Genomic DNA, 19,250 nt, shown 5'->3' with positions numbered 1-19,250 from the left:
TGCGAAAAGTCTGATACCGACAGTTACGGGTACAGTGTGTACCAAGTGCCTGCCGGGTACAAGGTGTACCACGAATTACCGGCCGATACGCTGAGCGCCGTGGCACGACAACCTTGGGTGGACACCGCCGACGCACGGCGTGCCACCAGCACCAGGCCCGGCCGCGAGGAGCGCCGCCGCGCCATCGTGCAAGCCGCGATCGCGGCGATCGAAGAGGACGGGCCGCACGCGCTGACCGGCCGGATCGCCGACCGGGCCGGATTGGCCCGCACGCACGTCTACCGGCACTTCGCCAGCAAGGAAGAACTCGACCTCGCGGTGGCCAGGCACGCGCACCACGATCTGACCGAACGGATTCGCGCGCGACTGGCGGTGGACGGCACGCCGCTGGACATCATCCGCGCGCCCTTGGCCCAGCATGTGCGGTGGGCCGCCGAACATCCCAATCTCTATCGGTTCCTGGTCGGACGCGACTACCGGCGCGGGCGCAACGAGCCGCGCGTCGGCGGGAGCGCTTTCGCCGCCGAGATCTCCGCGGCGGCGGCGCGCTACCTGCCGGAATTCGGGGCCGATCCGCTGGCCGCGGACCGCGTCGTGGTCGCACTGCTCGGCTTGGTCGACGCCTCGGTGCGCTGGTGGCTCGAACACCAGGACACCACCGAGACCGCTCTCGTCGACCGATTGACCACCGAATGCTGGCTGCTCATCGACAACCGGCTCCGCGATCTGGGCATCGCCATCGACCCGCGAAAACCATTGCCGGGCAAGTGAGCGGGCGCGCCCGGCGAGGTCGCCGGGTCACCGCGAGGCAGGGACCACTTCCCGCGTGATGGCGTGCACGAAATCGGGAAGATCGCCCGGGTTGCGCGAGGTGAGCAACGTCCACCCGTCCTCGGTGGACCGGACGGCCGCTTCGTCCACCCACTCGCCACCGGCGTTGACGATGTCGGTCCGCAGCGAGAAGTACGAGGTCAGCGTCTTGCCGGACACGAGTTCGGCGTTCACCAGCAGCCACGGGCCGTGACAGATCGCGGCGATCGGCTTGCCCGCGCCCGCGAATTCCTTGGCCAGTTCGATCGCGCGGTCGGTGACCCGCAGCTTGTCCGCGTTCACCGTGCCGCCGGGCACGACGAGCACGTCGAAATCGTCCGCGGAGACCTCGTGCAACGACGTATCCGGTTGCACCGTGGCGTCCTTCTCCGTGTCGTGCCGGTAGTTCTGCACCGCTTCGCGCTTCGGCGCGGCATGGGTCACCTGCGCGCCGCGATCGCGCAGTTCGTCCCGCGGCACCAGCAATTCGTCCCGCTCCACGCCCGTGTTCGAGGTGATGATCAGCACCCGCGTCCCATCCAGCTGATCGGTCATGAGCTGCTCTCCTTTCGGTCGGGATGGTCCTTTTCCCGGCATGCCGCGCGAGAGCCGGGCTAAACCTCGCCGGAGGCGGGAGCGGCGTCGTCGCCAGGGGGCAACAGCGTGCCGGAGAGGTGCTCCTGAGCCAGCCTGCGCAGCGCGGCGAGCAGGGTGTCGCCCAGAATCGTTCCCACGATGGCGGTTTCGGTCATCCGCTCCAGGCCGCGCTCGTTGCGCACCAAGGCGATATCGGTGGCGGCGATGGCTTCGCTGGCGCCCGCGTAGTCGTCCATCGCGGCGACCACGTCGTCGTGGCCGAGCAGGCGCAGGGCGGCGCAGACGTCGACGAGGGTGTCACGGGCCGGGCTGTCGTCGTGGATGCGCCAGCCGCGCCGGTCCAGCAGTGCCGCGACGTCCGCGGCGGCGGTCTCCCGCTGCTCGGCGCCGATCTGGGACCTCCGCCCGCCCAGGGCGTATTGCACGTGCCCCAGAGAGTCCCGCGCGGACAGCCTGCCGCTGTCGAGCGCCGCGAGCAGTTCCTTCGCCGCGTCGATGGACACGCCGCCGATGTCGACCAGCGCCCGGATCAGTCGCAGCCTGCCGACGTGCGCCTCGCTGTATTCGGCCTGGTTGCGATGGGTTCGCACACCCGAGGGCAGCAGGCCCTCGCGCACGTAGTACTTGATCGTCGCGGGAGCGACGCCGCTGGCGCGGCTGAGTTCGGCGATCCGCATCGGACTCCTCGGGCTCGGTCGGCTGCTTGACAATAGATAGTACAGCTATCCATAATCAGCATTGATAGTACAACTATCGATATCTTCAGTTTCCGAAAGGTCGACCTGTGACCGCCCTCTTCCGGCGCTTCCCCGCCCTCTCCTGGCATCGCCCGCTGATGCTGCTCGCCGTCGCCATGGCGCTCCTGGTCGTCTGGTCGATCGGGGGCATGATCGTCGACGACCGCACCGTGACCGGCCTGCCGATCTGGGCCAAGTCCGCCAAGTTCGCCCTTTCCGTGCTGATCTACGCGGTGACCTGGGCGTGGTTGCTCAACCAGCTCACCCGATGGCGACGCGCCGCGTGGTGGGCGGGGACCGTGGCGGCACTGGGCCTGGCGATAGAACTCGTCGTCATCACCACGCAGATCGTGCGGGGCACCACCAGCCACTTCAATTTCACGACGCCGCTGAACGCGGCGCTGTGGGAGCTCATGGGGTCGTCCATCGTGGTGGTCTGGCTCGCCACCCTGGTCGTGTCGGCCGCGCTGTTCGTTCACCCAACGGTCGATCGCGCCCGCGACGCGGCGATCCGTTACGGCGCCGCGCTCTCGCTCGCGGGCGCCGCACTGGGAATCCTGATGGTGGCGCCGACACCCGAACAGCGGGCGGCCGACAGCGCGATCCGCGGCGCCCACACCGTAGGGGTTTCCGACGGCGGGCCCGGGTTGCCCCTTCTCGGCTGGAGCACGGTCGGCGGCGATCTGCGCATCCCGCATTTCATCGGCATGCATGCGTTGCAAGTGATTCCACTGGTGCTGCTCGCCGTCGAGTACGGGTCGCGGCGGTTCCCGGTCCTGCGCGCGCCGGGCACCAGGCGAAGGCTTGTCGTGATCTCGGCGGCGACGTACGCCGCGCTGCTCGCGGTGCTGACCTGGCAGGCGCTGCGCGGACAGTCGGTGGTCCATCCCGACGCGACCACACTCGCGGCGTTCGCTGCCGTCGCCCTCGCCGCCGCGGTGGCCGCGGTTGTCGCGATCCGGCCGAAAGACGCTGCCGTGCGGCGGTTCCCGATCGGAGCGGGCCGATGACGGAACTGCTGTTCGATGTCACCTTCTGGTTCGCCGCGCCGTTCTGGGCACTGATGATCCTGGCGCCGAAGTGGCGGCGGACCGGGGCGGTCGTCGCCTCACCGCTCATCTGCCTTGCGCCGCTGATCGTCTACGCGGCACTGATCGTGCCCGAGTTCGGCACCTTCGCCGCGGCGCTGATCGACCCCGAACTCTCCGGTCTGCGCGCGGTGCTCGGTTCGAGCTCCGGCGCCGCGGCGGCCTGGGCGCATTTCGTCGCCTTCGACCTGTTCCTCGGCCGCTGGATCTTCCTGGACAGCCGCGCCCGCGGCCTTCCATCGCTGCTGATCAGCCCGCTGCTCGTACTCACCATCCTGTTCGCGCCGATCGGCGTCCTGCTCTACCTGCTCATCCGGCTCACCACCACCCCGGCGCCCGGCCGGTCCGTCCCTACGGAGGCATGATGGAAACCCTCATCGTTCTGCTGACCACCCTGCTCGCGCTGCGCACGGCCGGCGCCCTCGGCGTCCACCGGTTCGCCGCCTGGCCCACCTGCGCCGCCTACGCCCTCGGCGTGATGCTGATCATGACCGGCACCACGCATTTCCTTCCGGCGGCGTTCGCGGACTCGCCCGTGCCCACCCACGCCGATCTGCTGCCGATGGTTCCGCCGTTCGTCCCGTTCCCCGGCGCGATGGTCTACCTGACCGGCGTGGTGGAACTGCTCGGCGCGGCGGGCCTCTTCCGCACGCGCACCCGCCGGGGCGCGGGGCTGGGACTCGCCGCCCTGTTCATCGTGATGCTGCCCGCCAATATCTACGCGGCCGTCTCCGGCATCCCGTTCAACGGCGCGCCCGCGACGCCGCTGTGGGCGCGCATCCCGGAACAGGTGCTGTACCTCGGCGTCGCCCTGTGGGCAGCCGGGATACTGCGGTCCTCGCGGCACCGAGCCGAGCACGGGTGGGCCGCGCGGAGCGTCCGGCACGGCGACGACCGCCGGGATGGAAGCACGCGGACGACTCCCGCGGCGAACCGCACGGCGTCCTGACCACCATCCGAAAGCGGCTGCTTCCATGGGATTTCAGTGCCCGGTTCCGAATCTTCAACAGTCCCAGGCGTACTGGCCCCTAGCGCGGGTACAACGAGATAGTGAGTGCTTCTAGGTATTTGGGCGCGCTCGTCAGCGCGCTCGCGACCGCTGTCGCGGCGTCCGTCCTTTCCGTTCCCCCCGCCGGAGCCGAGCCCGCACGGGCGCACGTGGTCGGGCAAGTTCCGCTCGGCGGCTCGGTGTCCCAGATCGATGTCTATTCACCGTCTATGGATCGGGTGGTCACCAATCGGGTGATCCGCGCGGCGGGTGGCGGTCCCGCGCCCACGCTCTACTTGCTCACCGGCATCGGCGGTGGGGTCGACGGCATCTCGTGGTGGGACGACACGGACGTGCGGGGGTTCTTCGCCGACAAGCACGTCAACGTGGTGATGCCGGTCGGCGGCGCCTTCAGCATGTACACCGACTGGCTCGCCGACGATCCGGCGGTCGGGCGCAACCGGTGGCAGACCTACCTCACCCGGGAACTGCCCGCCACGCTCGACACCGAGCTCGGCGCGACCGGACGCAACGCGATCGCCGGAGTGTCGATGAGCGCGGGCTCCGCGATCGACCTCGCGATCCAGGCGCCCGAGGTGTACGACGCGGTGGCGGCCTACAGCGGCTGTCCGTGGGCGGCGGACGCCGTCGGCGCGGCGATGGTGAGCGCGCAGGTCATCCGGGGCGGGGGCAATCCGGGCAACATGTGGGGCGCGCCGGGTGACGCGATCTGGCGGGCCCACGATGCTTTCGCCAACGCCGGCGCTCTGGCCGGGAAGACCATCTACTTGTCCGCCGCTTCGGGCACGCCGGGCGCGATAGATCGCGGCCTGCCGTTCCCACCGATCGAGGCGATAGCGAGCTCCTGCACGGCGGCCTTCGCCGATCGCCTCGACGAGCTCGGGCTACCGGCGATCCACATCAACCGCTCGGAGGGCTCGCACACCTGGGGGCAGTTCGAGACGGATCTGCACGACTCCTGGCCGCACCTCGCCCGCGCACTCGGCGCATAAGAGTCTCCGATCCATCGAGCGCTCCTCCCGCACACCGTGGGCACGCGGGAGGCGCCTCGGCGAAACGAGTACTGCCGAAGAGCATACGAGGCCGCGCTGGACCGTACCGCGACCTCGACGTGTGTCGGGCGCGGGTGCGCGGTCAGTCCAGCTGGTCGCCGTCGAGTGCTTGGGCACTCGGCCGCCGACGCGGACCCGATCCACCCACCCGTACGGCCAGGACCATCGTGAGCCCGAGGGTGACGAGAAGCGCTGCGACGGCGAAGGTCCACTGTGTACCTCGTGCCACCTGCTCCGGCGCGGCGACGGTGACATCCCCCGCGCCGACCGCGAAAGCGAAGACGGCTCCCATGACCGAGGCTCCCGTGATGAGACCCAGGTTGCGGGAAAGATTCAGCATGCCCGACACCACACCGCGCTGGTGCGGCGCGACGTCTTTCATGACCGTGGTGTTGTTGGCCGCTTGGAACAGCGCGTAGCCGCACGTCGTGATCATCAGCGGCAGGACATATCCGACGACCCCCGCGGCCCCGGGCAGCACCGCGAGCGCGGCCGTGCCGCCGATGACCGCGCCGAGCCCGACGACGACCATCCGCCCGGCGCCGAAGCGATCGGTGGCGCGCCCCGCGGGCACACCGGTGAGGGCGGACACCGCCGGACCGGCCGACATCACCAACCCGACGACCGCCGGAGCGAGATGCAGGGCGCGAGCGAGATGAAAGGGTCCCACCACCAGCGTGGTCATCACCACGGCCGAAACCAGCGCACTCGTCGTGAGACCGGCGGCCAGGACCGGATCACGGAACGTCGCGATGTGCAGCAGCGGGGAGGACACCCGCCGCTCGGCCACGACGAACAGTCCGAGACCCACCGCGCACGCACCGAGCAGTCCGAGACCGAGCGGGCCGAACGAGTTGCCCTGGACCGTCAGGGCCAGCGCGTAGCAGCCGAGGGTGATGGCGAGCAACGAAGTGCCGAGAATATCGAAAGAAGCGCGATCAGAACGGTTTCGCGGTGTGGATGGGGGCAGTGCGCGGGCTGAGAGAGCTAGCGTGAGAAGCCCGGTCGGCACGACGAGCAGGAAGATCGCACGCCAGCCGAAGGCGGCGACGAGAACTCCGCCGAGCGAGGGGCCCAGCGCGGTGCCTACCGCGGACATCGTCCCGAGCAACCCCATGGCGCTGCCGGTGCGGTTCTTCGGAACGGTTTCGCCGACGAGGGCCATCGTCAGCGCCATCATGCAGGCGGCGCCCGCTCCTTGCAGCGCCCGGGCCGCGACCAGGAAGACCAGATCCGGGGCGAGGCCGCACAGCAGCGTCGCGAGCGTGAAAACGCTGATGCCCACGAGCAGCAACCGCCGCCGGCCGACGAGGTCACCGAGCCGCCCCGCACCGACGATCAGTGTCGTGGTGGCCAGCAGATAGGCGAGGACGATCCACTGGACCTCGTGGAAGGAGGCATCGAAAGCCGCCGCCATGGTCGGCAGCGCGACGTTGGCGACGCTGATGCTCAGCGAGGGCAGCAGCATTGTCAGCGACAGCGCGAGCAGCGGCCGGGGGTACGAACGGCGTGCGGGGGTTGTCCGCACGAGTGGTTCTGCTGGTTTCACGGCGATGACCTCTTCCATCGGGGTGTCTCCAAGGACGCTAGGTCTCGCCGTGACCAGGCGGAAGACGCACAGATGGAAAGGTATTTGTGCACCGGACGCCATGCCACCCGCCATCTGTGCGATCGTGTGCGCATGGCGCGGCCCGACCTGAACTTGCTGATCACCTTGGACGTCCTGCTCGAGGAGGGCAGCGTGACGCGGGCCGGCGAACGACTCGCCCTCAGCCCCTCGGCGATGAGCCGCCAGCTCGCGCGGTTGCGCCGGGCCACCGGCGACCCGCTGCTCGTGCGGGCAGGTCGCGGGCTGGCGCCGACGCCGCGCGCCGTGGAACTGCGCGACCGCGTGCGCGATCTCGTCCGCGATGCCGAAGACGTGCTACGTCCGGTCGGCGAGCTGGACCTGGCCGGGCTGGACCGCACTTTCACCGTGCGCAGCACCGACGGATTCGTGGAGAGGTTCGGCCCGGATCTGGTGGCCGAAGCCGGCCGCGCCGCGCCGGGCGTGCGACTGCGGTTCGTCCAGAAGGCCAAGCGCGACCACGGTGCTCTGCGCGACGGCGGTGTCGACCTGGAGATCGGAGTCATCGACCGCGCACTGCCTCCGGACATCGCGAACACGGCGCTGTTCACCGACCGGTTCGTCGGAGTGGTGCGCAGCGCGCATCCGCTGCACACCGGCGCCGTCACGACGGCCCGCTACGCCTCCGCGCGGCATGTCCACGTCGCACGGCGCGGTCTGGACGAGGGCCTGGTCGACGAGGCCATGCGCCCCACCGGCTACCGGCGCGACATCGTGACGGTGGTGGACGGCTTCGGGGCCGCCTTGGCGCTGGCCAGGACCTCGGATCTGGTCGCGACGGTGCCGGAGCGGCACACCGAGGTCTTGCGGCGTGGCATGCGTTCGTTCGCGCTGCCGTTTCGTGCTCCCGAGGTGACGGTGTCGTTGCTGTGGCACGTCCGGCTCCAGGCCGACCCGGCTCACCGATGGCTGCGCGGCCGTGTGCTCGACGTGTGCCGGACGCCGAAGACCGAGTGAGGCTTCACAACCCCGCGTCGTGGGGGTAGCGCGCGGTCAGCCCGGACCGGTCGCCGAGCCCGAAGTTCATGACGAGATCGTCGGCGACCTGGACCAGCACGTCGCGCCCTTCCACCGCGGCCGCCCACTCCATCGGCAGCCCGGACACACCGTGCGCGGCGCCGATCAGATTGCCCGCCACCGCGCCGGTGGAATCGGAATCGCCGGAGTGGTTCACCGACAGCAGCAGCGCCGCGCGCACGTCGCCGGTCCTGGCCGCGTGCAGGGCGCAATACACCGCGATGGCCAGGCACTCTTCGGCGATCCACCCTCCGCCCACCCGCTCGACCTGCTCGGCCGACACCGCTTGCTCGGACACCTCGACGGCGCGTTCCAATGCCGCCACGGTTTCCGCGCTCGCGGGAAACGCGGTGAGCTGAACGACCGTCTCCCGTACCGCCGCCGACAGCTCGGCACCGCTCACCACGCGATCGATCAGTGCCGCGAACGCGCCCGCGGCGAGATAACCCGTGGGATGCCCGTGGGTCAATTGCGCGGCACGCGCGGCCGTGGCGAACGCCTGGTCCGGGCCCATACCGGCCAGTCCGAACGGCGCGGACCGCATGACCGTGCCGCAGCCCTTCGAATGCGCGTTCACCGGTCCGGGTTCACCGAGCGGCACGGGGGCGAGATATCCCCTGGCCTGCTGTCCCAGCCCGGACATGCAGGCGTTTCCCGGCGCGCGCACCGCGTACAGAAACGGCAGGCTCGCCAGCCATCCGTCGGTCGCGGCGGCGGGCCCCTCTTCGCGCTGGGTCTCCAACCAGCGCAGATACGCCCGGCGCAGCGCGGGCACCGGGTCGGCGCCCGGCGCCGCCCGCAGCAGCCCCTCCGCGGTGAACAGCGTCATCTGCGTGTCATCGGTGATCTGCTGCGGCGCGTCCACCGCATGCTGCGGCAGGAAGCCCGTCACCCCCGCGTCGCCATAGCGCTGCCGGATCTGCTCCAGCCGCAGGAATTCGATAGGCCACCCCAGCGCGTCCCCCACCGCCCCGCCCAGCAGGGAGCCACGGACCCGATCGAAGATCGTCGTGTAATCCACCACGCCGCATCATCTTTCCGTATGCGCCGCGTTCGGTGCACGGCGCCTCAGTCCGGCGTCGAATTGGTGCTGCGCAGGAAGGTGAGGGCGGCCAGGACGCGCTGGTTGTAGAGCGAGCCGTGCCGGTTCAGCCCGGTGGTCTCGGACAGCGCCAGTTTGCTGTTGATCGTGGACAATTGCTTCTCCACCGTGCTGATCTTGGTGTGCAGCGTCTGCGCGATGCCGCGGTTGGAGCGACCCTCGGCGACCAGCGCGAGAATGCGCCGCTCGTGCGGCGTCAGCTTCTCCAGCGGATCGGTCACCCGGTGGCGCGACATCAGTTTGCTGATGATGTACGGGTCGATGACCACCTCGCCGCGGACGATCCGGGTGAACGCGTCGATGAGCTCGTCGAGGTTGCCGAGTCGTTCCTTGCCGAGATAGCCGACGGCGCGTGGGATCTCCTCGATGCTGAGCAGACGCTCGGCGTACGCGGCCTCCAAGTAGTCCGAGAGCAGCAGCAGACCGACGTCCGGGTAATTCGCCCGGACGAGTTCGGCGATGTCCAGGCCGTCGGTGTCGTGGAAGGCGGTCAGCCGGATGTCGAGCAGCGCCAGATCGGGTGCGTGCTCGTCGATCAGCGGCAGCGCCTCCGGCCGGGTCGACGCCTGGGCGAGCACATCGATGCCGCGACCGCGCAAGGCGTCGGTGAGCAGATCCAGGAACAGACCGCGATCTTCGACGATGACGATTTTCATGACGTCGCTCCCGTCTCGGGCGCCTCGGGAAGCCGAGCGCGCAATGTCGTTCCGCGACCGGCCTCGCTGTTGATGTCGAGTTCGCCGCCGACGCCCTCGACGCGATGGCGCAATCCGGTCAGGCCGTCGCCCGGGCGGGCGCCGCCGTGGCCGTCGTCGGTGATCTCGATGACCAGATGCCGGTCGTCCCGATGCGCTCGCACGTGCGCAGTGGTCGCCCCGGAGTGCTTGTAGACGTTGGCGAGCGCTTCGCTGATCACGAAATAGGCGGTGATCTCCACGTGTTTCGGCCACCGTTGCTCGGTCAGCTGGAAAGTGACCGGCAGCGGGGCGCGGTCGGCCAGGTTCTCGATCGCGGCACCGAGTCCGTGTGCGATCAGGACGGTCGGATAGATGCCCTGGGTGAGGTCACGCAAGGCGCGGATGGTGTCGGTGAGTTCGGCGTGGGCGGCCGAGACCGCGCGCCGCGCCTTCTCCGGTTCCGCTCCCTCGCCCGAGGCCAGCGCGCGGTGGGCACTGTCGAGCAGCATGAGGATGCGGAAGAAGCGCTGCTGGGAACCGTCGTGCAGATCCCGTTGGATGCGCCTGCGCTCGTCGAAGGCGGTCTGCGCCAACCGCAGCCGCGACAGGCGGAGCTGTTCCAGCTGCGCCTGCTGGGTGGCGTAGAGGCGCGCGTTGTCGATGGCAAGGGCGACGGCCGTGATCGCCGCGTCGGTGGCCTCCGCCTGCCCGTCGAGCGCGGCGTCGTGCTCGATGACCGCGATGGGGTCGCCGCGGCGCCGGACCATCGTCGCCGAGCGGGCCGGGGTGCGGCCGGTCACGGTCACCGGCTGGCCGTGGATGTCCACGTACCGGCCGTCGCCCAGCACGTAGGCGATGGTCAGCGTGGGATCCCCGAGAGAGCGGCGCAGCGCGGCCTGCAGCGCCCCGGGATCGGAGATCGAGGCCAGGTCGCGTTCGATGTCGTTGAGCAGATCGACCACGCCTTGGTGGCCGAGCTTGCGCACCAGCCAGCGGACCAGATACAGCAGCGGGACGAGCACGATCACCGCGACGGTGAACAACGAAGCGAGCACGGCCTTCGCCTGGATGGGCGCGGGCATCACGGTGACCACCGCTTCCGCGATCTTGATCGCCGCGGTCGCCCCGATCCCGATCCAGACCGGACCGGCGGGCCGGCGGCGCACCGGTGCGGCCACCGCCCAGCGCCGCACCACGATGGCGACGGCCGCGACGCCCATGACGACGCCGAGGACGCTGCCGGTCGCCCCCCAGAAGGTGACCGGGCGGTGGATACCGATCGCCCACGGCGGTTCCGGATGATCGACGAAGTACCGCACGACCTGGGTGCCCGTCGCGATGACATGCGAAGCGATCACGAAACCGCGGTCGAACCTGCTGCCCAATCGGCCGGTGGGCCAAGCCAAGAGGACGTGCGCCGCGATACCCATCCAGCTGTAGGCGAGGCAGAAGCCGATCGCGAACAGCACACCGTCGGTAGCCCTCAGGTACTGGAGGTAATACACGGCGGCGCCGAGCACCATCAACCGTCCGATGCGCGGTGAGGGCAATCGAACCCAGGCGACCACACCGGCTCCGATCACCACCGACCCCGCGCTCCGCGGCGGGATCTCCTGCCACCAGAGCGGCGTCCACACCGACCAGGAGACGGCCATGGTCCAGCACATCACGCCCAGCGCGGCGAGCCCCGCCACGGCCGCGGACGCCCAGCGCGGCACCCGCGCCGGACGCGCATCGCCCTCCGCAACAATGACCGTCACCGCACGATCTCCTCGTTTTCCCCCGCTGGCCCGATCATCCACGACCACACCGCAGACGCAACCAAGGTTTCCACCCGCCCGCTCCCGAGTTTTCCGTCGCGCGGGCGGCGGATCACCGGGACGGCGCGCGCCGCGCGGGCCACGACAATATCCCTGTCGGCACAGCCGATTTCGAGGGGAAGATGCCATGAACGAGTACTGTTCGAGTTTCCGTGCCGTCCGCCGGCTGCCGCGTCCGGTGGACCGCAGACGGTTTCTCACCCGCGCCGCGGCCGCGGGAGCCGGTCTTGCGCTGGGCGCCGCCATGTCGCCGAAAACCGCCTTGGCCGGTTCCAATTCGGGCTTCCGGTGGTGCAGCCGCTGCCAGAACATGTGGTTCGCGTGGGGCGACGACCAGGGCCACTGCCCGGTGTCGCATCTCTGGGACCACAGCCACTACCAGGACGGCAGTGCGGTCTATTGGTTCGTCGACGAACAGCCCGAGGTCGGCCAGGATCGCGCGGGGCTGCTGGGCTTGAAGTGGTGCCGCACCTGCAAAGCGGCGTACTTTTCCTTCGATCGGGGTGTCTGCCCGAACAACTCGGAGGGGCACACACCGTCGGCCGAGACCTATCGCGTCGAAACGGATCTGCAGCCACCGCTGTCGGACTTCCCGAAACAGCCCGGCTGGAACCGTTGCACGAAATGCCAAGTCCTGTACTTCGGTCCGAATTGGATCGACAGCCACTGCCCGGCGGGCGACCCGCACCGCGGAGCGGCGGTCGACTCGGGCGCGGGATGGCGGTTCGAAGGCTACTTCCCGAGGATTCGATGAACCGCCGGACACCACGCGGCGACTCCGGGACCGCTGGCGTGCTGCCTGCCGGATTCTCGGCGGTCGAGCTGCTGGACGACGACGTGGTCGCGACGGTGACAGCGATCGCCGACCGCGACGGCCGCGAGGCCGTGCTGACCCTCGCCAAGGCGCCCGCGCCGGACCAGGGCCGCACGGCGTTCCGGCGGTGGGCGAAGGGGCTGCTCGACATATCCGGTGGCCCGCACGTCGCCCGGATGATCGCCGCCGACATCACGGCGGACGGACGGCCCTTCCTGATCGTCGAGAGCGGGCCTGTGCTCGCCGACCACCTCGACGAACACGGCCCGCTCTCGGTGCGCGCCACCCGCGATCTCGGCATCGCGATCGCGGACGCGCTGGCCGCCGGGCACTCCGTCGACATCCCGCACGGCGCGCTGCAGCCCGCCACGATCCTCCTGGTGAACGATCGGGCGGCACTGGCCGGCTTCGGCATGAACGCCCCGGGCTTGGCGGTGGCCGCGGCCGTCGACGCCTACACCCCGCCCGAGGATCTGCCTGCGGCGCTGGCCGGGCGAATCGTGGCCGGACCGGCCGGTGACGTGTACCGTCTCGGCGTCACGCTCTATGTACTGCTGGGTGGCGAATTGCCCTGGCAGGAAGCGTTGTTCGACCTCGCGGCGCGCAGCGTCGCGCTGCCGGAGATACCCGGTGTCGCCGCCGAATTGGTGGCGCTGCTGCGGGCCGCGACCACGGCCGATCCGCTCGCCCGGCCGAGCGCGGCGCAAATGCGCGACTGGCTGGCGGGGATCGTCGTCGATTCCGAGCCCCGCGCGATCGGCGCCATCCCGCGTGAGCTCCTCACGGGCAGCGGAGTACGCAAGGTCGGACGGCGCAGAGCGGCATTGCTGGGCGCGGCCGGCCTCGGGTCGGGGGCGGTGGCGGGCACCCTCGCCAGGCACGCGAGTCCGGGTATGCCCGCCGCGCCCGCGCCCATCGCGCTGCCGAATCTCGCGCCGGTCCTCCCCGCGGCGGCGACGGCCGCCACCGGTGGGCTGTCGATCATCACCGTCGTGGCGATCACTGTCGTCACGGTGACGGTCGGCGTGGTCGGCGCGGTCACCGCCCCTCGCATCCTGCCCGACGTCTTCGGCGGCGCCCAGGCGTGCGACTCCGTGGTCGGTGACCGTCCCTACGCCGACGTGCTGGCCGACTCGGTGCAGTTCCTGAACGACAACGGCTACAACTTCGTCTTCAAGTTCGCCACCGAGGCCAACGCCCGCGGCTCGGTCGACCTCCCCGCGCGCACCGCCGCCTTCGTTCTCGAACCACCGGGCAGATATCAGGGGGAAGTGCGCGTGGAAGGTGACGACCTCCTGCTCAGCGGACCGGTGGGCGGAACGGCTCCGGGCACCTGGACCCGGCGCTCCGTGGCGACCAACCCCATCGCCCGAGCCGTTCTCGGCGTGCCGGGAATCGCCGCCGAGACACTGCGCACGGCGGATCCCGTCGAGCGCGACGGGTGCGACTTCACCGGACAGGTGGACGTCGGCGCGCTCCGCGCCGCCACCGGGCAACCGGCCGGTACGGGACGGGCCGCCTTCGAAGCTGGAATCCAGGAAGGCACCGGCGAATTGCGCTACTTCAACATCCGTACCGGCAATCCCACGCAGGATATCGAGCTGAAAGTGGAGCGCTCGGCTTCCCCCTCGACGCCGGGTGATCCGGGGCCGGCGAAGTCACGCACCGATCTGTCCGGCCGATGGACCAACAACCAGTACTCGTTCCTCACCAACGGCTCCGTCGCGGGGCTGATGATCGGCGACCAACCCGCGTGCAGGTCGACGGCAGTGCGTTCCACCGGGACCACCATGGACGTCCAGTTCGACTGCCTGCCCGGGACGCAGCTGCCGCGAACCGTCGCCGTGCACGCGGAGCTTCTCGACGACGAGCACCTCGAGCTCACCGGGAACGCGGCGCTCAGCGGCACCTATCGGCTGGCGAGCTGACGATGACGCGGCTTCCCGATCCCCTTCGCTCGCGCGCCGTCCTCGTCGGTGCGAGCAGTTATGCCGACCGCGACCTCGCCGACCTGCCCTCGGTACGCGCCAACGTGACCGACCTCGCGGAGATCCTCACCTCCGATCGCGGCACCGACCTGCCCGCTGAGCACTGCACCGTGATCACCGAGGATCGGCCCATCGCAGACCTCGGCGCCCGAGTGGAGCGGGCGGCCGAGGACGCGGAGGACCTGCTGCTGTTCTACTACGCCGGGCACGGTCTGCCGGACAACTCCGGCGGGCTGTATCTCACGCTGCCGTCCACCCGGCCGGCCACCTTGCGGTGGACGGGGCTGCCGTTCGAAACGATCCGGGAGGCGTTCGCCGAATCGAGGGCGCGCAACCGGGTGGTGATCCTGGACTGCTGCTACTCGGGGCGCGCGATCGGAGGCCGGATGTCCGGCGGCGCGCCGACCTTGGCCGGTCAGCTGGACGTCGACGGCACCTTCACACTGACCTCCACCCCGCGCAACGAGCTGGCGATGGCGCCACCAGGCGCGATCCACACCGCCTTCACCGGTGAATTGATCACGCTGCTGACCGAAGGCGACCCCGAAGGCCCCGAGCTGCTCACCCTCGGCCACATCTACCAGCGGCTCCGGTGGACGATGGACCAGCGCGGCCTGCCCCTGCCCGAACGGTGCGGCACCAGGACGGCCGATCTGCTGGCGCTGGCGCCCAACCGGGGGAATCGCGGCGCGCCGATCTCGGCGTCCGAGCGCTACGCCGAACAGGTCCGGCAGCGGACCGCGGCGCTCGGCCCCGACCACCTCGCGGTGCTGGCGATGCGGGACCGGCACGCCTTCGCGGTGGGCGAATCCGGCGCGGCGGCGCAGGCGGCGCGCCTGTACGCGGGTTTGGCCACCGATTTCGCCCGTCTGCTCGCCGCCGACCACCCGGAGACGCTGCGGGCGCGGGAACAGCACGCCCGGTGGACCGCCGCCGCGGGAGACCAGGCCCGCGCGGCGGAACTGTATGCCGCGCTGCTCACCGATCGCACGGACGTCGGCCGAGCCGTGCGCAGCGGACCCCGGGCGGTCGGCCGGTCCCGCGTATCCCGGAAGGAGACCCCATGACCTCTCCCCTCGCCCATTTGCGGGTCGTCGTCGGCGATTACGACGACCTGCAGTCCCTGCGTTCCTGGCTGAGGGACGAGGACGCCCTGCGCGGTCGGGTGGATCTCGTCCGCGCCGCCGCCGCGCCCGACCGCATGGGCAGCCTGTCCGATGCCTTGATCATCGCGCTCGGCGCGGGCGGCACCCTCACGGTGCTGGCCCGCGCCATTCCCGACTGGCTGCTCCGCCATAAGAATGTCACCATCGAGATCACCGGTCCGGAGGGGAAATCCGTCACGATCTCCGCGACGGGCGTCCGCGACCCGCGTGCGCTGATCCGGGAAGTACTCGCCCGCGACGAAAACGAGTCCGCACGGCAAGGATCGCCGGACGCGGATCAGTGATTCCGAAGTATCGCTGCCGCACGGTCACTGCGTTCGGAACATAAGTCCGGTGGCCGGATTCGGCTCCGCCCACAAATTCACACACCGGCGTCGGGTGGAAAGTTTCCGAAAACTAGCAATGCAAGTTCGACTCACCGTAGGGTAGCTCGACTAGCAGCGCAAGTTTTCTCGCCACGCCTGCGAGAATGCGGGGACCGGAAGGAGACGCCCATGGCCAGACCACGGCGGCCGCTGCTCACCCGCGACCGCATCATCGAGACCGCGCTCGCCCTCGTCGACGCCGAGGGCCTCGCCGCCGTCTCCACGCGGCGGCTGGCCACCGAACTGGGCGTGCAGGGACCGTCGCTGTACAACCACGTCCGCACCAAGGACGACCTCATCGATGCCGTGGTCGACGCCGTCCTCGGCGAAGTCGACATCTCGATGTTCGACGACCTGTCGGCCCGGAATCCGGATTGGTGCTCGTCGCTGCGCGAGTGGGCCCGGTCCTACCGCACCGCGATGGCGGCGCATCCGCACATCGTTCCCGCCCTGGCGTCCGGTCCCGGTCATCGGCCCAACGCGCTGCGTATGGCCGACGCGGTCTTCGGCGGCCTGGTCGCGGCAGGGTGGCCGCGCCGCGAGGCCACCACAGTCGGCACGACCATGCGCTACTTCCTCACCGGAGCGTCGCTGGGATCGTTCGCCGCGGGCTTCCCCGCCGACGCCACGGTGTACGCCGACGCCTATCCGCATCTGAACGAAGCGCACCTGCTGGCCGAGCGGCAGCAGCGGATCGATCGGGACGCCTTCGAAGTGGGTCTGGAAGCGCTGCTGGACGGGCTCGCGAACCGCTACCGGGTGGTCACCGCAGACGCGTAGCCCGATGCCTCACCCTCCAACAGCCGTCCTCGTGCGGCCGCGCGCCGCGAAGATCCGCCGCCCCAGCACGCCGTGCCTGGGTGCGAACAGGTACACGAACGTGAAGACCAGCCCTTGGACGACCACGACCATGCCGCCGGGGGCCGTATCCAGGTGGTAGCTCAGGTACAGGCCCGCCACCGCACAGGTCACCGAGACGGCGGGCGCGATGACCAGCATCCGGCCGAAGCGGTCGGTGAGCAGATAAGCCGTGGCGCCCGGGATGATGAGCATGGCCACCACGAGGACGACACCGACCGCTTGCAAGGCGACCACGGCGGTCAGGGCCAGCAGGCCGAGCAGCGCCGTGCCGAGCAACCGGGGACTGAGCCCGATGGCGTGGGCATGCGTGGGGTCGAAGGCGTAGAGGGTGAAGTCACGGCGCTTGAGCACCAGCGCGGCGAGGGTGATCGCGGCCAGGATCACGACCTGGATCAGCTCGGCGCGGCCGACGCCGAGCAGGTTGCCGAACACGATGTGGTTGAGGTCGGTCTGGCTGGGCGTCACCGAGACCAGCACCAAGCCGAACGCGAACAGCGTCGTGAAGACGATGCCGATGGCCGCGTCCTCCTTGATCCGGCTGGTGTCGCGCACCACGCCGATCAGCGCCACCGCCAGGAACCCGAACACGATCGCGCCCACCGCGAACGGCAGCCCGACGATGTAGGCCAGCACCACCCCGGGCAGCACCGCGTGCGAGACCGCGTCCCCCATCAGCGACCACCCGATGAGCACCAGCCAGCAGGACAGCACCGCGCACACCAGCGCCGCGGTCACGGTGGTGGCCAGCGCGCGCACCATGAACTCGTAGCGCAAGGGGTCGAGGAAGATCTCGGTGAAGCTCATGCGTCCGTCCCACACTCGGCCGGGCTCACACCCGGTTCATCACATCCAGGCCGAACGCCCTGGCCAGATTCTCGGGCCGGAGCACCACGTCGGGGCTGCCCTGGGCGAGCACCGTGCGCATCAGCAGCACCGCCTCGTCGGCGAGGCCGGGCAGGGCGTGCAGATCGTGCGTCGACACCAGGATCGTGGCGCCGTCGCCGGCGAGATCGCGCAGCAACGCGGTGATCGTGGCCTCCGACCGCTTGTCGACACCCGCGAACGGCTCGTCGAGCAGCAGAACCGTCGCGCCCTGCGCGAGACCGCGCGCGACGAAAGCGCGTTTGCGCTGCCCGCCGGACAATCGGCCGATCTGCCGGTCGGCGAGGTCGCTCAACTCGACGCGTTCCAGCGCGTGCGCGACGGCTTCCCGATCGGCCTTGCGCGGACGACGGGTGACACCGAGCCGGCCGTATCGTCCGGTCATCACCACGTCGCGCACCGACAGCGGGAAGGTCCAATCGACGTCCTCGCTCTGCGGGACATAGCCGAGGACGCCCGCCCGGCGCGCCGCGACCGGCGCGCCGCCGTTGATCCGCACCGCTCCCCGATCCGGCCGGACCAGGCCCATGATCGTCTTGAACAACGTCGACTTGCCGGAACCGTTCATCCCGATGAGACCGCACACCCGCCCCGGATCGACGGTGAGATCCACATTGTCCAGGGCGGGCACCTCGCCGTAGCGGACGGTGACGCCGCGCACCTCGATCGCGGGCGCGTTCACGGACGGTGTCCCGTCAGCGCGGAGCCGATCGTCTGCGCGTCGTGCCGCAGCAACGCCAGGTAGGTCGGCACCGCACCGTCGGCCTCCGACAGCGAATCGACGTACAGCACGCCCCCGAACGCCGCGCCCGTGGCCTCGACCACCCGGCGCATCGGCGCGTCCGACACCGTGGACTCACAGAACACCGCGGGCACCCGCTTCTCCCGGACGAAGTCGATGGCCGACGCGATCTGCTGGGGCGTTGCCTGCTGCTCGGCATTGACCGCCCAGATGTACTTCTCGGTGAGCCCGGCGTCGCGCGCCAGGTAGGAGAAGGCGCCCTCGCACGTCACCAACGCGCGCTCGTTCGGCGGCAGAGCGTTCAAGGTGTGCGTCAATTCGTCGTGCACCTTGCGCAGCTCCGACTTGTACCGGTCGCCGTTGGCCCGGAAATCGGCCGCGTGCTCGGGGGCGAGATCACTGAACGCGCGCACCATGTTGTCGACGTAGACCTGCGCGTTCTGCGGCGACATCCACGCGTGCGGGTTCGGTTTGCCTTGGTAGGCGTCCTCGCGGATCGGCAGCGCCGAGACGCCCTCGCTGACCACGACGTGCGGCACCCGCACGTCGGAGACGAACTGGGCGAACCACGCCTCCAAGTTCAGGCCGTTGTCCAGGATGAGATCGGCCTTCGCCGCCTTCTTGATGTCACCGGGAGTCGGCTCGTAGCCGTGGATTTCCGCACCCGCCTTGGTGATCGACTCCACGGTCAGATGCTCGCCCGCGACGTTCCTGGCGATGTCGGCGAGCACCGTGAACGTGGTGAGCACCGTCGGCGTGCCGTCGCGCCCGGCTCCGTTTCCGGCGCAGGCGGTGAGCGTGAACGCCGAGGCGCACACGGCTATCGCCGCCACCCATCGGCGAGGAGACCGGGCGAGCAGCCGGTGGAGCCGAACCTTCATGCAATCAGATGATAA

The 19,250-nt window shown here is 70.0% G+C and carries 20 protein-coding genes; 11 read left to right on the top strand and 9 right to left on the bottom strand.

Annotated features, from left to right (window positions below; genetic code table 11):
• The first annotated feature begins 99 nt into the window (after positions 1–99).
• A complete protein-coding gene (locus tag ABZ552_RS10655) occupies positions 100–771 on the top strand; it encodes a TetR/AcrR family transcriptional regulator (protein ID WP_281878210.1) in 672 nt (223 codons plus the stop codon).
• A gap of 27 nt (positions 772–798) precedes the next feature.
• Here ABZ552_RS10655 and ABZ552_RS10650 read toward each other — a convergent pair whose 3' ends face one another.
• Positions 799–1,365 carry a type 1 glutamine amidotransferase domain-containing protein gene (locus ABZ552_RS10650; RefSeq protein ID WP_357436547.1) on the bottom strand — a complete coding sequence of 189 codons (567 nt, stop codon included), beginning with the start codon at positions 1,363–1,365 and terminating at the stop codon, positions 799–801.
• Positions 1,366–1,424: 59 nt separating this feature from the next.
• Entirely contained in the window at positions 1,425–2,084 is a 660-nt protein-coding gene (locus tag ABZ552_RS10645; RefSeq protein ID WP_281878208.1) for a MerR family transcriptional regulator, read from the bottom strand.
• Between the two features lie 107 nt (positions 2,085–2,191).
• Between ABZ552_RS10645 and ABZ552_RS10640 the strand changes: the two genes are divergently transcribed.
• The 4 genes from ABZ552_RS10640 (at position 2,192) to ABZ552_RS10625 (ending at position 5,233) form a co-directional block, all read left to right on the top strand.
• Entirely contained in the window at positions 2,192–3,154 is a 963-nt protein-coding gene (locus ABZ552_RS10640) for a hypothetical protein (RefSeq protein ID WP_357436545.1), read from the top strand.
• The gene (locus ABZ552_RS10635) at positions 3,151–3,597 is read left to right on the top strand and encodes an ABA4-like family protein (protein WP_281878206.1); all 447 of its coding nucleotides are present in this window, start codon (positions 3,151–3,153) and stop codon (positions 3,595–3,597) included. The genes ABZ552_RS10640 and ABZ552_RS10635 overlap by 4 nt, the downstream gene beginning before the upstream one ends.
• Positions 3,597–4,181, top strand: coding sequence for a hypothetical protein (locus ABZ552_RS10630; protein ID WP_281878204.1), 585 nt, complete (start codon positions 3,597–3,599; stop codon positions 4,179–4,181). The genes ABZ552_RS10635 and ABZ552_RS10630 overlap by 1 nt, the downstream gene beginning before the upstream one ends.
• 101 nt (positions 4,182–4,282) lie before the next feature.
• Positions 4,283–5,233 carry an alpha/beta hydrolase family protein gene (locus tag ABZ552_RS10625; RefSeq protein WP_281878203.1) on the top strand — a complete coding sequence of 317 codons (951 nt, stop codon included), beginning with the start codon at positions 4,283–4,285 and terminating at the stop codon, positions 5,231–5,233.
• A 142-nt stretch (positions 5,234–5,375) separates the two neighbouring features.
• On the opposite strand, the gene ABZ552_RS10620 is transcribed toward ABZ552_RS10625, so the two are convergent.
• Complete coding sequence (locus ABZ552_RS10620) at positions 5,376–6,821, bottom strand: MFS transporter (RefSeq protein WP_281917568.1); 1,446 nt, start codon at positions 6,819–6,821, stop codon at positions 5,376–5,378.
• A gap of 153 nt (positions 6,822–6,974) precedes the next feature.
• Between ABZ552_RS10620 and ABZ552_RS10615 the strand changes: the two genes are divergently transcribed.
• Complete coding sequence (locus ABZ552_RS10615; protein ID WP_281917567.1) at positions 6,975–7,877, top strand: LysR family transcriptional regulator; 903 nt, start codon at positions 6,975–6,977, stop codon at positions 7,875–7,877.
• A gap of 4 nt (positions 7,878–7,881) precedes the next feature.
• Here the strand turns inward: ABZ552_RS10615 and ABZ552_RS10610 are convergent, their stop codons facing one another.
• The 3 genes from ABZ552_RS10610 to ABZ552_RS10600 are packed head-to-tail and all read right to left on the bottom strand — an operon-like array spanning position 7,882 to position 11,476.
• Positions 7,882–8,961: an ADP-ribosylglycohydrolase family protein gene (locus ABZ552_RS10610; protein WP_281878200.1), complete on the bottom strand. Its 1,080-nt coding sequence runs from the start codon at positions 8,959–8,961 to the stop codon at positions 7,882–7,884.
• Between the two features lie 44 nt (positions 8,962–9,005).
• A complete protein-coding gene (locus tag ABZ552_RS10605) occupies positions 9,006–9,695 on the bottom strand; it encodes a response regulator transcription factor (RefSeq protein WP_281878199.1) in 690 nt (229 codons plus the stop codon).
• Positions 9,692–11,476, bottom strand: a complete 1,785-nt coding sequence (locus ABZ552_RS10600) for an ATP-binding protein (RefSeq protein ID WP_281917566.1) — start codon at positions 11,474–11,476, stop codon at positions 9,692–9,694. The genes ABZ552_RS10605 and ABZ552_RS10600 overlap by 4 nt, the downstream gene beginning before the upstream one ends.
• A gap of 187 nt (positions 11,477–11,663) precedes the next feature.
• Here ABZ552_RS10600 and ABZ552_RS10595 point away from each other — a divergent pair, with 187 nt between their 5' ends.
• The 5 genes from ABZ552_RS10595 (at position 11,664) to ABZ552_RS10575 (ending at position 16,649) form a co-directional block, all read left to right on the top strand.
• Entirely contained in the window at positions 11,664–12,290 is a 627-nt protein-coding gene (locus tag ABZ552_RS10595) for a twin-arginine translocation signal domain-containing protein (protein WP_281917565.1), read from the top strand.
• A complete protein-coding gene (locus tag ABZ552_RS10590; protein WP_357436541.1) occupies positions 12,287–14,278 on the top strand; it encodes a hypothetical protein in 1,992 nt (663 codons plus the stop codon). Before ABZ552_RS10595 ends, ABZ552_RS10590 begins: the two co-directional genes overlap by 4 nt.
• Before the next feature lie 2 nt (positions 14,279–14,280).
• Positions 14,281–15,405 carry a caspase family protein gene (locus ABZ552_RS10585; protein WP_281878195.1) on the top strand — a complete coding sequence of 375 codons (1,125 nt, stop codon included), beginning with the start codon at positions 14,281–14,283 and terminating at the stop codon, positions 15,403–15,405.
• Entirely contained in the window at positions 15,402–15,788 is a 387-nt protein-coding gene (locus ABZ552_RS10580) for a hypothetical protein (protein WP_357436539.1), read from the top strand. Before ABZ552_RS10585 ends, ABZ552_RS10580 begins: the two co-directional genes overlap by 4 nt.
• A gap of 210 nt (positions 15,789–15,998) precedes the next feature.
• Complete coding sequence (locus ABZ552_RS10575) at positions 15,999–16,649, top strand: TetR/AcrR family transcriptional regulator C-terminal domain-containing protein (protein ID WP_357436537.1); 651 nt, start codon at positions 15,999–16,001, stop codon at positions 16,647–16,649.
• A gap of 9 nt (positions 16,650–16,658) precedes the next feature.
• Here ABZ552_RS10575 and ABZ552_RS10570 read toward each other — a convergent pair whose 3' ends face one another.
• From ABZ552_RS10570 to ABZ552_RS10560, 3 genes are read right to left on the bottom strand one after another with little or no spacing between them, the layout of a single operon-like run.
• Positions 16,659–17,534, bottom strand: coding sequence for a metal ABC transporter permease (locus tag ABZ552_RS10570; protein ID WP_281878192.1), 876 nt, complete (start codon positions 17,532–17,534; stop codon positions 16,659–16,661).
• A 25-nt stretch (positions 17,535–17,559) separates the two neighbouring features.
• Positions 17,560–18,294: a metal ABC transporter ATP-binding protein gene (locus ABZ552_RS10565; RefSeq protein ID WP_281917563.1), complete on the bottom strand. Its 735-nt coding sequence runs from the start codon at positions 18,292–18,294 to the stop codon at positions 17,560–17,562.
• Positions 18,291–19,235: a metal ABC transporter substrate-binding protein gene (locus tag ABZ552_RS10560; protein WP_357436535.1), complete on the bottom strand. Its 945-nt coding sequence runs from the start codon at positions 19,233–19,235 to the stop codon at positions 18,291–18,293. The genes ABZ552_RS10565 and ABZ552_RS10560 overlap by 4 nt, the downstream gene beginning before the upstream one ends.
• Between the last annotated feature and the right edge of the window lie 15 nt (positions 19,236–19,250).

This window comes from Nocardia sp. NPDC019219 (assembly GCF_040632645.1).
Classification (GTDB): domain Bacteria; phylum Actinomycetota; class Actinomycetes; order Mycobacteriales; family Mycobacteriaceae; genus Nocardia; species Nocardia sputorum.
The sequence above is the reverse complement of the archived record's forward strand: the minus strand, read 5'-3'. Positions and strand labels throughout refer to the sequence as shown.

What these genes read in the sequence shown, in the direction of transcription:
- ABZ552_RS10580 (WP_357436539.1), top strand. Translation starts at nt 15,402, where the DNA reads ATGACCTCTCCCCTCGCCCATTTGCGGGTCGTCGTCGGCGATTACGAC.
- ABZ552_RS10575 (WP_357436537.1), top strand. Translation starts at nt 15,999, where the DNA reads ATGGCCAGACCACGGCGGCCGCTGCTCACCCGCGACCGCATCATCGAG.
- ABZ552_RS10595 (WP_281917565.1), top strand. Translation starts at nt 11,664, where the DNA reads ATGAACGAGTACTGTTCGAGTTTCCGTGCCGTCCGCCGGCTGCCGCGT.
- ABZ552_RS10615 (WP_281917567.1), top strand. Translation starts at nt 6,975, where the DNA reads ATGGCGCGGCCCGACCTGAACTTGCTGATCACCTTGGACGTCCTGCTC.
- ABZ552_RS10635 (WP_281878206.1), top strand. Translation starts at nt 3,151, where the DNA reads ATGACGGAACTGCTGTTCGATGTCACCTTCTGGTTCGCCGCGCCGTTC.
- ABZ552_RS10590 (WP_357436541.1), top strand. Translation starts at nt 12,287, where the DNA reads ATGAACCGCCGGACACCACGCGGCGACTCCGGGACCGCTGGCGTGCTG.
- ABZ552_RS10650 (WP_357436547.1), bottom strand. Translation starts at nt 1,365, where the DNA reads ATGACCGATCAGCTGGATGGGACGCGGGTGCTGATCATCACCTCGAAC.
- ABZ552_RS10630 (WP_281878204.1), top strand. Translation starts at nt 3,597, where the DNA reads ATGGAAACCCTCATCGTTCTGCTGACCACCCTGCTCGCGCTGCGCACG.
- ABZ552_RS10560 (WP_357436535.1), bottom strand. Translation starts at nt 19,235, where the DNA reads ATGAAGGTTCGGCTCCACCGGCTGCTCGCCCGGTCTCCTCGCCGATGG.
- ABZ552_RS10585 (WP_281878195.1), top strand. Translation starts at nt 14,281, where the DNA reads ATGACGCGGCTTCCCGATCCCCTTCGCTCGCGCGCCGTCCTCGTCGGT.
- ABZ552_RS10570 (WP_281878192.1), bottom strand. Translation starts at nt 17,534, where the DNA reads ATGAGCTTCACCGAGATCTTCCTCGACCCCTTGCGCTACGAGTTCATG.
- ABZ552_RS10605 (WP_281878199.1), bottom strand. Translation starts at nt 9,695, where the DNA reads ATGAAAATCGTCATCGTCGAAGATCGCGGTCTGTTCCTGGATCTGCTC.
- ABZ552_RS10645 (WP_281878208.1), bottom strand. Translation starts at nt 2,084, where the DNA reads ATGCGGATCGCCGAACTCAGCCGCGCCAGCGGCGTCGCTCCCGCGACG.